General features: G+C 61.5%; 11 protein-coding genes. 4 read left to right on the top strand and 7 right to left on the bottom strand.

Annotation, left to right across the window (positions count from 1 at the left end):
- Window positions 1-165 precede the first annotated feature (165 nt).
- On the top strand, window positions 166-1,896 hold the full coding sequence (locus Q0Z71_RS07095; RefSeq protein ID WP_298020062.1) for a hypothetical protein: 1,731 nt from the start codon (window positions 166-168) through the stop codon (window positions 1,894-1,896).
- Between the two features lie 129 nt (window positions 1,897-2,025).
- Here the strand turns inward: Q0Z71_RS07095 and nifJ are convergent, their stop codons facing one another.
- Window positions 2,026-5,652 (bottom strand): pyruvate:ferredoxin (flavodoxin) oxidoreductase, encoded by a 3,627-nt coding sequence (gene nifJ / locus Q0Z71_RS07090; protein WP_298020060.1) that lies wholly within the window; start codon window positions 5,650-5,652, stop codon window positions 2,026-2,028.
- 333 nt (window positions 5,653-5,985) lie between these two features.
- Between nifJ and Q0Z71_RS07085 the strand changes: the two genes are divergently transcribed.
- On the top strand, window positions 5,986-7,503 hold the full coding sequence (locus Q0Z71_RS07085) for a YifB family Mg chelatase-like AAA ATPase (protein ID WP_298020056.1): 1,518 nt from the start codon (window positions 5,986-5,988) through the stop codon (window positions 7,501-7,503).
- A 5-nt stretch (window positions 7,504-7,508) separates the two neighbouring features.
- Window positions 7,509-7,772 (top strand): hypothetical protein, encoded by a 264-nt coding sequence (locus Q0Z71_RS07080; protein WP_298020054.1) that lies wholly within the window; start codon window positions 7,509-7,511, stop codon window positions 7,770-7,772.
- Between the two features lie 52 nt (window positions 7,773-7,824).
- Here the strand turns inward: Q0Z71_RS07080 and Q0Z71_RS07075 are convergent, their stop codons facing one another.
- The 4 genes from Q0Z71_RS07075 to Q0Z71_RS07060 form a co-directional block, all read right to left on the bottom strand.
- Complete coding sequence (locus Q0Z71_RS07075; protein ID WP_298020051.1) at window positions 7,825-8,145, bottom strand: hypothetical protein; 321 nt, start codon at window positions 8,143-8,145, stop codon at window positions 7,825-7,827.
- Window positions 8,146-8,155: 10 nt separating this feature from the next.
- Window positions 8,156-8,983: an RsiV family protein gene (locus Q0Z71_RS07070; protein WP_298020048.1), complete on the bottom strand. Its 828-nt coding sequence runs from the start codon at window positions 8,981-8,983 to the stop codon at window positions 8,156-8,158.
- An 8-nt stretch (window positions 8,984-8,991) separates the two neighbouring features.
- On the bottom strand, window positions 8,992-9,480 hold the full coding sequence (locus Q0Z71_RS07065; protein WP_298020045.1) for an RNA polymerase sigma factor: 489 nt from the start codon (window positions 9,478-9,480) through the stop codon (window positions 8,992-8,994).
- Window positions 9,481-9,602: 122 nt separating this feature from the next.
- Window positions 9,603-10,229 (bottom strand): flavodoxin family protein, encoded by a 627-nt coding sequence (locus tag Q0Z71_RS07060; protein ID WP_298020042.1) that lies wholly within the window; start codon window positions 10,227-10,229, stop codon window positions 9,603-9,605.
- A gap of 315 nt (window positions 10,230-10,544) precedes the next feature.
- On the opposite strand from Q0Z71_RS07060, the gene Q0Z71_RS07055 reads away from it, so the two are divergent.
- Complete coding sequence (locus Q0Z71_RS07055) at window positions 10,545-11,141, top strand: hypothetical protein (RefSeq protein WP_298020039.1); 597 nt, start codon at window positions 10,545-10,547, stop codon at window positions 11,139-11,141.
- A 70-nt stretch (window positions 11,142-11,211) separates the two neighbouring features.
- Here the strand turns inward: Q0Z71_RS07055 and Q0Z71_RS07050 are convergent, their stop codons facing one another.
- Window positions 11,212-14,193: an S-layer homology domain-containing protein gene (locus tag Q0Z71_RS07050; protein ID WP_298020036.1), complete on the bottom strand. Its 2,982-nt coding sequence runs from the start codon at window positions 14,191-14,193 to the stop codon at window positions 11,212-11,214.
- Window positions 14,194-14,498: 305 nt separating this feature from the next.
- A complete protein-coding gene (locus Q0Z71_RS07045; RefSeq protein WP_298020033.1) occupies window positions 14,499-15,128 on the bottom strand; it encodes a DNA glycosylase AlkZ-like family protein in 630 nt (209 codons plus the stop codon).

Here is a 15,128-nt window from a genome sequence, read left to right as displayed (position 1 = left end):
TCCATCCGGATGGGGACTGGTTTTTTGGAGGCATTTGAAGAAAAAGGCGCCGCTGCCCCGTATGATCTAGAAAGGGGAAATCGGAAGCAGGACTTGACATTTCCAAATCTACGTACTATTGTATTATTAAACTAGTTTTATAATACAATTTTCGGGGGGAATCTTATGCGAATCAGACTACATTTTATACAGAGAGCGGCCGCCCTGTGTCTCGCGGTGGTCCTGGCACTGGGTGCCACCGCACTGGCCGCTGGACCATCCCGGACCCAGGCCCGGCAGGAGGACCTGGACGCGCTCTATGCGGGGCTGAAGTCTGTTCATCCCGATCTGTTCGCCAACACGCCGGAATCGGAATTCCTGGCCCAAAAGGCCGAGATCGAAGGGCGGCTGGAGACAGAGAGCGATGTGGCCTTTGCCCTGGACCTGATGCGCCTCACGGCGCTGGTCAAGGATTCCCACACCTCCCTCGGCAGCACCGGGAGCCTGATGGCGCAGATGCACTTTTATCCCATGATGCTCTCCTGGCGGGACGGCAGGTGGTATCTCACCGCGGCGCCGTCCGCTGACAGCGCTCTGCTGGGGCAGGAGGTCACCGCCCTCAACGGCAAAACCGTGGCGGAGGCCATGGACCGCTTCCGCGCCATTTTAAGCGCCGACAACCCCGTCAAGCTGCGGCGGGAATTCCGGCAGAGCTGTATGGCCGCGGATTTCTATGAATACCTGGGCCTGGCAGAAGCCGGGGACCCGTTGGTCCTCACCCTGGGCGGCGGCAAAACGCTGTCCCTCTCCCCCGTTTCCGCTCAGGAGCTTGACAGCTTGGCCTACCTGGGAGCAACCATCACCCAAACTCCCGCCACGGCCCAGACGGACGAGGCATACTGGTCCGCATTTTTGGACGGCAGCGCCCAAAATGGGACCTATTACATTCAGTACAATACCTGCCGCGAGGACCCGGAGCTGCCTATGGAGACGTTCGCCGCCCAGGTGTGGAGCGCCCTGGACGCCAAGGCGCCGGCCCGCGTGGTCCTGGATCTGCGGAACAACGGCGGCGGGTCTGACGGCGTGATCTGGCCGCTGCTGCGGGTCCTGCGGGAGCAGATGGACCTGGGAAGCGAGGTGGTATGTCTCATCGGCGAGACCACCTTCTCCTCCGCCATCATCAACGCCGTGGAGCTCCAGGAGATGGGCGCCGTTCTGGTGGGCGACAGCACCAGCGGCAGCGTGGACCATTTCGGCTCCGTCAGGAGCTTCCAGCTGCCCAACTCGAAATTCAAGGTGGGCGTATCCTCCAAATACATCGACCTGGGCACGCTGCTGGACGCCGATGCGGGCCGGGGCGTGGTGCCTCTGGAGCCGGACGTCTCCGTGCCCCAGACCATGGCGGACACCCTGGCCGGGCGGGATACCGCTGTGGAGTGGCTGCTGGCCCACCCGGAAAGGCTGTCCCAAAAGGCATGCCCCGCCGCGCCGCTGACCCGGGGCCGTTTCCTGGCCCAGCTGTATGAAGCTCTGGGCCAGCCCAACGCCTCCTGGGACGATCCCCCCTTCCAGGACCTGCTGGGAATCGAATGGTATCTCCATCCCATCAGCTGGGCCTGTCAGACCGGCATTGCGAAGGGAACCGCTGACGGCGGCTTTGCCGCCGCCCGGCCCGTCACCTGGCAGGAGGCCGCGGTGTTTCTGACACGCGCCGCCAATGGGTGGAAGCTCACGCCCGGGACTGTGCGGACAACGCCGCTGCCCGGCGCTCTGGCAAACGGCGTTTGGGACCGGGCAGCGCTGGAACAGGCTTGGGCCTGGGGTCTGCTGCCGGAGGATGCGGACTTCGGCAAAACGCCCACCCGGGCCCAGGGGGATGCCATGGCCGCCGCCCTGGCCGCCATAGCTCACCGCTGACCGCGAAAAAGCCCCGTTCGGTTTTTACACGGAACCGGGCTTTTTCCGCACTTCGGCCGTTCTGCTGCTCTGCGCAAAAAAAGAGCCACGGGTAATACCCGTGGCTCTTTTTTACGCTTGTGGGAGAGATCAGCCCTCGTACATGGCCTTCAGCTTGAGCAGGTGCTCGTAGCGGTCCATGGCGGCCTTCTCGTTCCGCTGGAACAGCTCGGTGGCACGCTCGGGGAACTCGCGGGTCAGACGGCTGTAACGGGCCTCGTTCATCAGGAATTCCTGATAGCCGCCCTTGGGCTCCTTGGAGTCCAGGGTGAACTTGGCGCCCTCGGCAGCGGGGTTGAACCGGAACAGGTTCCAGTAGCCGCACTCCACAGCCTTCTTCATCTCCTTCTGGCAGTTCATCATGCCGCCCTTGATGCTGTGCATCTCGCAGGGAGCGTAGCCGATGATCAGAGAGGGACCGTGATAGGCCTCGGCCTCCTTAATGGCCTTCAGGGTCTGGGCGGGGTTGGCGCCCATGGCCACCTGGGCCACATAGATGTAGCCATAGCTCATGGCGATCTCAGCCAGGGACTTCTTCTTGATCTCCTTACCGGCAGCCGCGAACTGGGCGACCTGGCCGATGTTGGAGGCCTTGGAAGCCTGTCCGCCGGTGTTGGAATAGACCTCGGTATCAAAGACGAAGATGTTCACGTCGTTGCCGGAGGCCAGGACGTGGTCCACGCCGCCGAAGCCAATGTCGTAAGCCCAGCCGTCGCCGCCGAAGATCCACATGGACTTCTTGGACAGGTATTCCTTGTTCTCCAGAATCTCAGCGACCAGCTTGCAGGCGTCGCAGTCGCAGAACTGCTTGCCGGCGGCCTTCAGTTCCTTGCCGTGGGTCTGGAACTTGTCATCAGGGCAGGCGATCAGCTCGTCAACGGTGCAGATGCTGGCCTCCAGCGCGGCCACATATGCCTTGCTGGCCTCGGCGCTGGCGTCGCCGTCCTCCATGGTATCCAGCCACTTCTGAGCGGCCTCCTTCAGTTCGGGACGGGCCCACTCCACAGCGATCAGGGCGCGGGTCTTGTCAGCCAGGCTGTTGCGGATGGCCTGCTGGCCCAGGAACATGCCCAGACCGTGCTCGGCGTTATCTTCAAACAGGGAGTTGGACCAGGCGGGGCCGTGGCCTTCCTTGTTGGTGCAGTAGGGAGAAGTCGCGGCAGGACCGCCCCAGATGGAGGAGCAGCCGGTGGCGTTGGAGATGTACATCCGGTCGCCGAACAGCTGGGTGATCAGGCGGGCATAGCTGGTCTCGGCGCAGCCGGCGCAGGAGCCGGAGAACTCCAGCATGGGCTGCTTGAACTGGCTGCCCTTGACGGTGTCGTCCTGCATGTCCTTCTTCTCAGCGACCTCGGCGACGCAGTAGTTGAACACGTCCTGCTGCGCGGCCTCCTGCTCCTGGGCGACCATGGTCAGCGCGTTCACGGGGCAGACACCCACGCAGACGCCGCAGCCCATGCAGTCCAGCGGAGACACGGCCATGGTGTACTTGTAAACGCCCTTGCCCTTGCCGGCCTTCACGTCCACGATCTTGGCGGCGGCGGGAGCCTTGGCGGCCTCCTCCCCGGTCAGCGCGTAGGGACGGATGGTGGCGTGGGGGCAGACATAGGCGCAGTTGTTGCACTGGATGCACTTGGTGGAATCCCAGGTGGGAACGGTCACGGCCACGCCGCGCTTCTCATAGGCGGCGGCACCCAGCTCGAACTGGCCGTCCGCGTGCTTGACGAAGGCGGAGACGGGCAGGCTGTCGCCGTCCATCTTGCCCACGGGGTTCAGGATGGTCTTGACCTGCTCCACCAGCTCGGGCTTGCCGGCCAGGGTCACCTCCTCGGCGGTATCCACCGCGTCGGCCCAGTCAGCAGGGACTTCGAACTTCTTGTAGGCGGTGGCGCCGGCGTCGATGGCCTTGTGGTTCATGTCCACAACATCCTGGCCCTTCTTCAGGTAGGAGTGGGTAGCGGCATCCTTCATGTACTGGATGGCCTCTGCCTCGGGCATGACCTTTGCCAGGGAGAAGAAGGCGGACTGCAGGATGGTGTTGGTGCGCTTGCCCATGCCGATCTCCTTGGCCAGGTCGATGGCGTTGATGGTGTAGACCTGGATGTTGTTCTTGGCGATGTAGCGCTTGGCGACGGCGGGCATGTGCTTGTTCAGCTCCTCGTCGCTCCACTGGCAGTTGATCAGGAAGGTGCCGCCGGGCTTCACGTCGCGGACCATGGGGAAGGCCTTGACGATGTAGGCGGGCACGTGGCAGGCCACAAAGTCGGCCTTGTTGATGTAGTAAGAGGACTTGATGGCCTTGTCGCCAAAGCGCAGGTGGCTGATGGTGACGCCGCCGGTCTTCTTGGAGTCATACTGGAAATAGGCCTGGACGTTCTTGTCGGTGTGGTCGCCGATAATCTTGATGGAGTTCTTGTTGGCGCCCACGGTGCCGTCGCCGCCCAGACCCCAGAACTTGCACTCGATGGTGCCGGCAGGAGCCACGCTGGGAGCGGGCTTCTCCTCCAGGCTGAGGTGGGTGACATCGTCCACGATGCCGATGGTGAACTGACGCTTCATCTCGTCCTTGCTCAGCTCGTCATAGACGGCGAACACGGAGGCGGGAGGCGTATCCTTGGAGCCCAGACCGTAGCGGCCGCCGATGACCTTGATGTCGGTCTTGCCGGCGTTGGCCAGAGCGGTGACGACGTCCATGTACAGAGGCTCGCCCAGGGAGCCGGGCTCCTTGGTGCGGTCCAGCACGGCGATCTTCTTGCAGGTGGCGGGGATGGCGGCGATCAGCTTGTCCGCCTTGAAGGGGCGGTACAGGTGGACCTTCACCATGCCGACCTTCTCGCCCTGTGCGGTCATGTAGTCGATGACCTCCTCAGCGACGTTGCAGATGGAACCCATGGCGATGATGACGCGCTCGGCGTCAGGTGCGCCGTAGTAGTTGAACAGCTGATAGTCCGTGCCCAGCTTCTCGTTGATCTTGCCCATGTACTTCTCCACCACATCGGGCAGAGCGTCGTAGTAGGGGTTGCAGGCCTCACGGTGCTGGAAGAAGATATCGCCGTTCTCGTGAGAGCCGCGCATGTTGGGACGCTCGGGGTTCAGGGCGTGCTTGCGGAAAGCCGCCACGGCGTCCATATCGCACATCTCCTTCAGGTCCGCGTAATCCCAGCAGGCGACCTTCTGGATCTCGTGGGAAGTGCGGAAACCGTCGAAGAAGTTGATAAAGGGAACACGGCCCTCGATGGCGGCCAGATGGGCCACGGGAGCCAGGTCCATAATCTCCTGGGGATCGTTCTCGCACAGCATGGCAAAGCCGGTCTGACGGCAGGCCATGACGTCGGAGTGATCGCCGAAGATGTTCAGCGCGTGAGTGGAAACGGTACGTGCGGACACGTGGAACACGCAGGGCAGCAACTCGCCGGCGATCTTATACATGTTGGGGATCATCAGCAGCAGGCCCTGGGAGGCCGTGTAGGTGGTGGTCATCGCACCGGCGGCCAGGGAGCCGTGAACGGTGCCGGACGCACCTGCCTCGGACTGCATCTCGCACACCTTGACGGTGGTACCGAAGATGTTTTTCTGACCAGCGGCGGACCACTGGTCAACCAAGTCTGCCATGGGAGAGGACGGGGTGATCGGATAGATACCCGCCACTTCGGTAAATGCGTAGCTGACATATGCAGCGGCATTGTTACCGTCCATGGACTTGAACTTTCTTGCCATAAACTCTTACCTCCTATAAATCTCGCTGCCCGGGGGCAGCAATCTTCCAAAACACGAAACTCGGTCTCTCTCCCCCCGAATTCTCATGCGGATTCATTATATCACTTGTATTTCCTGCTGTAAACGGCTGCTTCGTCATTTTTTGTACAAAATTTTCCCTTTACCGCAAATCTCAGGCGTCTTTCAGGGGTTTTTCCACTTTTTTTGATGGCATAGGTTTCATATTGCTGCATTTTATGATAAGATTTACCTATCAAAAACGCCGTATCCCATGGTTACGGCCCTGTGTCACAAAGTCCTTTTTGTGAGCAGGATTGCGGGAGGGGACTCATTTTGGTCGTTACAGTACGTTCTCTGGGCCTCAACGGCATCACCGGATATGAGGTCAGCGCCGAATGCTTTCTATCCGGCGGCCTGCCTGCCTTTGACGTGGTGGGGCTTCCCGACGCCGCTGTGCGGGAGGCCCGCGAACGGGTCCGGGCGGCAGTAAAAAACTGCGGCGCCAAATTCCCCGTCAGCCGCATCACCGTCAACCTTGCCCCCGCCGGGCAGAAAAAGGCCGGCACCATCTACGATCTGCCCATCTTCGTGGGCATCCTGGCGGCCTCCGGCGACCTGCCCGCCCTGCCGTCCGATGCGGCGTTTATCGGGGAGCTGTCCCTGACCGGCGCCCTGCGGGGCGTTTCCGGCGTGCTGCCCATGGCAATGGCCGCGCAGGGGGCCGGTATCCGCCAGCTGTTCGTCCCGGCAGAAAACGCCGCCGAAGCCACCCTGGCGGGCAGCCTGACGGTGTACGGCGTGCCGGACGTACGGGCCCTGGTCGCTCATTTGAAGGGCGAGGAGCGCCTCACCCCCGCTCCGGCCTGGGCTCCGGAGGCGGATGATGGCGATCTCCCGGACCTGCGGGACGTCATGGGGCAGGAAAATGTCAAGCGCGCCCTGGAGATCGCGGCGGCGGGCGGCCACAACCTGCTGCTCATCGGCTCCCCCGGCGCGGGCAAGTCCATGCTGGCCAAGCGCCTGCCCTCCATCCTGCCGGACATGACCCGGGAGGAGGCCCTGGCCGTCTCCGGTATCTGGTCCGTGGCGGGCCTGTCGGACCCCAGGCATCCCCTGCTGACCCGCCGCCCCTTCCGCAGACCCCACCACACCACATCGTCCACCGCGCTGTCCGGCGGCGGCCCCGCCATGCGGCCCGGCGAGATCTCTCTGGCCCACAACGGGGTCCTGTTTCTGGACGAGCTGCCGGAGTTCCACCGGGACGTGCTGGAGGCTATGCGCCAGCCCCTGGAGGACGGCGAGGTCACGGTGGCCCGGGCGGGCGGGACGCTGCACCTCCCCGCCCGATTCCAGCTGGTGTGCGCCATGAACCCCTGCCGCTGCGGCTGGCGGGGCCATCCCTCCGGGAAATGCACCTGCTCTGACCGGGAGGTTGCCAAGTATGTGGAAAAGATCTCCGGTCCCCTGCTGGACCGCATCGACCTCCACGTCAGCGTCCCCTCGGTGGAATACGAGGCCATGCGGCGGCGGGAGACGCCGGAGTCCTCCGCCCAGGTCAAGCAGCGGGTGGACGCCGCCCGGGCCGTTCAGGCCCAGCGGTTCCAGGGTACGGACGTCACCTGCAACGCCTATATGACGCCTGCCATGGTGGGAGAATTCTGCCGCCTGGACGCCGCCGGAGAGGCGCTTCTAAAAAATGCCTTTGACCGCATGGGCCTGACAGCCCGCTCCCATGACCGCATCCTGCGGGTGGCCCGGACCATCGCGGACCTGGACGGTGACACGGACATCGGCACCGCCCACCTGGCGGAGGCCATCCAATACCGGAACACGGATATTTTGAAGGGGTAAATCTGATGAAAAGGCGATGCGCTCCGGTGCTGTTCGCCCTATGCCTTCTCCCGGCCGCCCTTCGATTTCTGCCCGCCGGGACCATCACGTCTTTTTCTTACGAGAGCGGCCACGGCTGGGCCGGTGGTAATGACGGCTGGTCCATCACCTTCACCTGGAACGGCCAAACGTACCAAAAGAACGGCTATGACTGCTTCCTCTCCGGCTTGAAACGCATCACAGGCTTTTTCCGCGCCCTGCCCTGCCCCGACATTCCTGAAAATGGATAAAAAGAGACGGCATCCGCCGTCTCTTTTTCGCGCTTGTTGCGGTGGTCCGCTGTCACTCCGCCGCTTCCACAGAGAGCACTTCCCCCTCAAACGGGTCCACGACGGACAGTTCTCCGGTGTAGGTCACCTTCACCTGACCGCCGACCGCCTGCTCCGCCAGACCCTCCGGCTTTTCATTCTCATAGGTGAACGCATAGCTCTCGCCGCTGTCATCGGTGACGACGAACATAAAGTCCTTCACCTCGTCCAGCGTGCCCGTCAGGGTCTTTTCCCCGCCGCCCGTCTCTGCCTCCGGCTCGTCCTTTCCACCGCAGCCCGCCGCAAGCAGCAGCAGCCAGGCCGCCAGCAGGCAGGCCAGCATCTTCTTCATCATACCCATTCCCTCATTTCAAAAGTGATCCATACACATCCGCCGGGATGGTGAATTCCGGCATCCCCATAGACCCCGGCGCGACGGTGTATTCATCGAACACCAGCACCAGCTCCCCATCCCCGTTCCAGTAGAAGTTCTGCTCCGGATCGACGGCTGTGAACTCCTCCGGGAAATAGGTCTCTGATTCGTCCTCCTCCATCTGCCGCCGGACCTCGCCGGACAGCGCCGCCGCATAGTCCGCGTCCTCCCGGAACAGGTCTTTCAGTGTCACCACCTCGCCGGTGGCCTTGTCGATGTGATAAAACCGGCTGGTCTCATAGCCGCTGGCCTGTGTCTCGGTGGTGTCGATCCGGAGGGTGAACCACCGGTCTGTGTTCGTGACAATATCATATGCCACATCCAGGCCGTGATATTCCCCGCCGTCCGCTTTTCGGCGGTCCTCCTCGAACCGGGCGATGAGCTGGTCCGTGTAGGCCCGCACCTGCTCGCTGACCTCCCCGGCCGCCTCGCTGCCGCCCAGCTCCGGCACGGTGATCTCCGCGCTCTTATGTCCGTCGTCATAGGTGTAGCGGCGGAGGGTGATCAGCTCCACGATGGCGCCCAGCCCCGGCACATTCGCCATGGCGGCGGCCGCCGCGGGGGACACATTGGGCACCGCGATGAACAGCGCCAGCGCCGCGGCGGTCCAGCCTGTCCAGCGGAGGCGGGGCTTTTTCCGCGCCCTCTCATGTTCGTCCAGCGCCGCGCAGGCGGCAAACACCCGTCCGGCATAGCCCTCCGGCAGGGGGAACGGCTCCTCTTTGGCCCGCTCCTTCAGCATCTTGTCGAATTGGTCCATACTGCACCTCACTTTTCTTCCAGCAGCTGCCGCAGCCGCGCCCTGCCCCGGGACAGGCGGGCCTTAACCGCCGCTTCGCTGATATTCAAAATCCCGCTGATCTCCCGGACGGACAGCCCGTCATAGTAAAACAGCGTGACCGCAGCCCGGAGGTCGCCGCTGAGGGCCATGATCGCCTGCCACAGCGTCATGCGCTCCGTGGGGTCGGTGCCGGAGGCGGGCAGATAGGCCGCCACCTCCTCAAGGCCCACGGTGGGCCGCCGTTTCCGGCAGGCGTCGTAGCACTTATTGGCAAGGATGCGCAGCATCCAAGGCTTGAACCGCTCCAGGTCCCGCAGGGCCTCCCGCCCCGCGAAGGCGGCGCAGATGGCCTCCTGCACCGCGTCCTCGGCGTCCTGGTCGTTTTTCAGGATGGCCTTTGCGGTGCGGAACATGGCCTCCTGGCAGCGGACGACCTGGGTGCAGAATGTCTCCTTGTCCAGCTTGGATGATATCATGGTCCAGCGGTTTGCTCCTTTCCTTGGCAAGGGGCGCGATGGCTGACCATCGCGCCCCGAAATGACCGGTCATATATGCAAGATGCTTTTCAGCGGCAAAAGGTGACATGCGGGGGAAAATATTACCGAATAAAATTGGTCATGGTCCGGTGGCCCGTCTCCGGGACCGGCACCTTGCTCTCATGGAGGACCTTCACCATCCAGGCCATGTTGCGGCCCAGCTTGGCGGCCACCTCCATGCCCTCGGTGTCCTTCAGCACCTCGCCGGGGTCCGCGCCGTGGACCACGCCCCAGTAATCGGAGGTGACCAGTACCATCTCCATGGCGTCCATGGCGGCCAGCAGCTGGTGGTAGGTCTCCACGCCGCCGGAGCGGCGGAGGGTGCACAGCGCGCCGCCCACCTTGTGGTGGAGCTGGTTGTTGCCGCACCCGGCGGCCAGCATCAGGCGGTCGATGACGCACTTCATGCCTCCGGCGATGCCGCTGTGGTACACCGGAGAGGCCAGCAGGATGCCGTCGGCCTCGATGCAGGCGGCGATGATGTCGTTGACGCCGTCGTCATTCCGGACACAGCGGAGGCTTCCGGTGTCCAGGCAGTGGTAGCAGGCCATGCAGGGGTGGACGTTGGGGCCGGGCTGAAGGACTTCAAACTCCACACCGGCGGCCTCCACCTCCCTGCCCACGGCGTCCAGCAGCAGGGCGGTGTTTCCGTTTTTGCGGGGGCTTCCGTTGATGGCGACGATCTTCATGGGGGACCTCCTGTTTTTTGATGTAGTGATACGATTATACCGCAGCCTGTTCAAATTGACAATGGCCCTCGGGTTTTATGTTCCTATGGGACCGGAAAGGGCATTGCCGCGGCACGGTCAAGGCGGACCGGGGGCGGAAATTTTTTGCTTGCAGGATGCACGGGAACGTGCAACTTTTTCCTACACTACCGGAGGTAGTGTAGGGCATCTTCCCCGCCCTGCATAACAGGCGGAGCAGAGGGTCTCTGTTCCCAGGGAGCGCAGGGCCTTTCCCCGGCCCTGGGGCGTCCAATTTTGTGTGTAAGGAGAATTTTTTTGCAGCAAACGAGTCATTATCAATTGAGCCAGTGGGATGCGGCGGACCGCATTCAAATGGCGGATTTCAACAGCGACAATCAAAAAATAGAAGCCGCCCTCACAGCGCAGGCGGCGGAATTGGAGCAAAAGGCAGACCTGGCTACCGTCCGCAGGGAAAATCTATGGTGCAAGATCGCGGAGACGGCGCTTGACGCGGAAACAGATGTGATGGAGTTTCTGGTCTCCGGACCGGGAAACTTCCAGAAGCTGGAGCTTCATCTAGGGTGTGAAGGTCCCACCAGCATTAACCTCTCGCTTAATGACGGCACGTCCTTTTACACCAACGGCAGCAACTCCACGCGGTCGTCCCTCACCATCGCCACGGCAAATACCGCCCTCACCGCCAGCGGGTCGGTATGGCTCTGCAACGGCGGGACCCGCTTTTTCGGCGGCTATGAGACGGTCCACCGCTGTGGTCGGGATTACTGTTATGTGAGCGACGGCGGTTTTTTCGGCGACGGCGTGCCCCTGTCTGACATCCATAAAATTGTGCTGACGGGGAAAGGCAATTTTTCTGCCGGGACCTACGCGGTTTTATACGGATTGAAGAAATAGGGAAAAAGGTCCCCGGGCAAAAGCCCGGGGACCTTTTATTTCGCATGGCGTTCAGTTTGGAATCAATAGATTACCAATACAGAACGTTGCTCTCGCCCACGAAGGTGTAAGCGTCGTTGAAGGAGCCGTCAAACTTGACGGTAGCGCTCACGACCAGCTTGTGGGTGCCGGTGGGAGCCACGCCCACCTTGGGAGTGTTGGCGCCAGACAGGACGTCAGACAGCGTATGGGAACCTTCAAACTTGGTCACCTCAGAGTAGGTCTCACCGTCAACAGTCATCTCAATGGTGACAACCGCATCCACGGTGTTCCAACCACTAGCATCTCCGCCCTCATACAGGGGATTCTCCAGGGTGACGACGGTCTTGTCGCCGTCCTTGTCGCCCTTCTGAACGGTGACATCAATGGTGCCGTCGCCCTCGGTGATCTCAACCTTATCAGAGCCCTTCTCGGTCAGGTAGATGTAGACCAGCTCGGCGGTCTCCTCGTCATTCTCCAGGACCTGGACCAGGCAGGCGCTGTAGTCGCAGTCAGGATCATCCAGATCGTCTTCATCCAGGATGTCCTTGATATCGCCGTCGTAGATCTTCCACTTATTGTCCTTGGTCTGCTCGACCACAACAAAGACGGTCTCCTCGTTGGTGTCGTACTGGACAGTCTTGACGGGATCAGCGTCCTCATCCAGCAGCCAGAACGCATCCAGGCCGACCTCATTGGCGACGAACTTCTTGTCAGTCACGGCCTTGAGCTCGATGATGTACTGCTCATCAACGGTCTTGGTGGCCTTGTAGACAACGCCGGTCTTCAGAACGGTCTTGTTCGCGGCGTCATAGGAGACGTACACGCTGGTCTTCTCGCCGTTGACATAGGCCTTGGTGTACTCCCAGTACTTGTCGCCGTCATACTTCAGGGATTCACGGTCGGTCTTCTCCAGCACGAAGTAGGTGGAGTCCTTGTCATAAACGTCGCCCTGCAGGATGAACACCACGTCAGCCTTCTTGCCGTCCTTGTCCAGGACATAGGCCAGCTCGGCATGATCCACATTGGGAACGTTCTTGTAGCCCACATAGGCCTTTTCGTTCTCCACATCCACGAAGATGGTCTTGTTGTCCACGATGAAGGTGGTGCCATCGCTGGTGATGTAGGCGCGGCCGTTGTTCACCTTAACGCCATCCGCATCGGGATCGAAGTCGGCCTTACGGTCGGTTTCCTCATCGCCGTGAGGCAGGAAGAGGGTCTCGACGTTCTTCAGGGTGTACACGCCCTTGTCATTGACGGTGTACTTCCAGATGTGCTCGTCGATGTTGGTCATGTTCTTGCCGTCGGTATCCTTGTTGACGGTCCACTTGATCTCATCGTCCTCGTCGTCGTTGTTCTCATCCAGGCCAACGACCTCATCCTTCACCTCGACCTTGGCAGAGGTGGCGTCGTCCAGAACGACCTTGGCGATCCAGTCGCGCAGCTCCTCGTCGGAGTCCTTGACCCACAGGTACTTGGAGGCGTCGGCCTCAGCCTTCTCGAAGCCCAGAACATAGCCGTTGGGATCCAGATAGAGGACATACTCCTCGTTCAGCTCGGGATGCTCAGGCTCGGTGGGATCTTCCACGTCATAGACCATATGGTCCTGAACGTCGGTCTTGCAGGAGTTCGCGCCATCGGTATAGGTGTACTTGGAGCCGTCAGCCTTCAGATAGGTGTTGCCGTGAACGCCGCCGTTCTCCGTGGAGACCTCTTCCTTGTCGTTCTCGACGCGGGTGACCTCGGCGGTCACGACCTCAGGCTCGCAGACCTCGCCGATGACATAGTCCTCGTCCTCTTCGTCATAGTCCACAGTGAAGACCACATAGTCGTCCTCAGCATAGTCCTCAACATAGAAGGTCTTGTCGTCCAGCTTGGAGCCCTTGGACAGCTCCTTGACGGTGATGTACTCGCCGTCGTCGTCGGTCTTGACCTTGGAGACCTGGCCCAGGTAGTAGTTGATCTCAACCACGGTGACGCTCTCGTCGTCGTCGTTCACATAGATCTCGGTGACAGTGCCCTCGCCGGTGTAGATGTACTCCTTGCTGCCGTTCTTCACGGGAGTGACAGCCTCGTCGACTTCCTTGCCGTTGACAAAGGCAGTCCAGTCATAGTCTTCGATAACGTCCTTGCTCAGGTCCTTGTACACGTCCTTGTTCTTGGTGCCCTCGGTGTAGACGAGAGTGGGATCGATGGAGGTGTAGGTGCCGATCTCAGACTTCTTCAGCTTCCAGGTGTTGGCGGGGCGGCCATACATACCGTTGCCGATCTCCAGCTCCAGCTTCTCGAAGTACTTCTCAGCGAACTGAACATAGCCGTCGTCCTTGATGTGGCCGTCGGTGTTCTTGGAGATGTTCCACTTCACGTCGTTGGCCACGGAGTTGCCCACGATGACCTGAGCGCCGTTCACATTGGCGGTGATCTTGGCCTCGTAGTCCACCATGGTGGCCTTCAGGGTGTTCAGCGCATACAGGCAGGCCTGCTCACGGGTGGCGTATTCGGTGCCGTTCAGGTCGCCCTCCAAGCCCTTGGTCAGGCCGATGTGCAGGGCCTGCTTGGCAACGGCGATGGACCAGTTGTCACCAACGTAGCCCTCGATCTCGGCGTTGTAGCCCAGAGCGCCCAGCAGCATCTTCAGGAACGCGTAGTTCGTCAGAGTAGCGGCGGGACGGAAGGAACCGTCAGCGTAGCCGGAGATGATGCCCTGCTCCTGGCAGTAGGCAATGTAACCGGCAAAGGTGTGGTTGACAGGGACATCCTTGTAGGGAGCCGTGTCGGCGGACAGCGCGGAAGCGGTGGTGGGGCCAAGGATCAGGTTGCAGATGATCTTGGCGGCAGCACCACGGGTCAGGCTGCCCTGGGGAGCGAAGGAACCGTCGGGATAACCGTCGATAACCTTCAGGGCGGACATCACGTCAACAGCTTCTTCATAGTTGATCTTGCTGTCGTCGGTGAAGTCCTTGGCGCCGGCGCCGATGGTGACCAGGGACATGACCATCACCAGAGCCAGAACCAGAGAAAGGAACTTCTTCATGGTTTTTCCTCCTTGTAAGATTCGGCGGTGAAGAGCCGCCTTATTTTACGAATGCCGCCCGGCCCGCCGTCTCCGGCGCACATACAGTGGCTAGCCGTACCCCGTATCTATGCCGGAGCTGGCCTCCCGTTCGGCCTTCGCAGGTTCAATTTACCAAGCCCGGTTTTATTTGTCTATAGATTCGCCGAAGTTGTAATTTGATTGATAAACGGGATGTTCTTCCGGTATTTTTGTGAAAAATAGTTGTAACAATCAGAGCAGCAGAACACGGCGGGCCAGGGGCGCGGCCGCCGCATTCCGGAGGCTCATGCCTCCTTTTTCAATATGTAGCGCTGGCGCTTCTGGACGATCTGGCCCCGGGCCACCATCTTCTGCAGAATGGGGCGGCACTGGCGGGGATCGATCCGCAGGATGCGGGCGATATCCTGCCGATATGCGAAGCCCTCCTTTGTCAAATACTCCAGGATGACCGCCTCCTGCCGCTCCGGCGGCACCACCGCGTCGTGCAGGTAATACCGCGCGCCCACCTGGGTCAGCTTGCCCCGGCGGACCATCTGCTTCAGGCGGTTGTACGCCGTGGTCTTGGACACGCCCAGCAGGTCCATGACCTCGTTCCGGGTGATGGACTGCCTGCGGCGCAGGGCGGAGACGATCTGGTTTTCGCCGCCCACCCGGATGTCGCAGTCCAGCCGCAGGTCCCGCAGGGTCACGTCGTCCAGCCCGCCCCGGATCAGCGCCGCCCGGACCAGCTTGGACAGGCGGGTGCGGTCGTAGGGCTGGCCGCTGCGGGGCGCGGTCAGGACAAAGCCGCTGCCCGGCCCAGCCGCCTTCCAATCTTTTAAAACGTGATACACACCACTGGTCAGGGCGATCCTCCGGTCCGGCAGGCACAGCGCCTCGCCCTCCAGGTCCACCTGGTCCCAGGTCAGCGCCAC

The organism is uncultured Dysosmobacter sp. (assembly GCF_947631635.1).
In the GTDB taxonomy this organism is placed as follows: Bacteria; Bacillota; Clostridia; order Oscillospirales; family Oscillospiraceae; genus Oscillibacter.
This window is presented reverse-complemented; position numbering and strand designations above follow the sequence as displayed.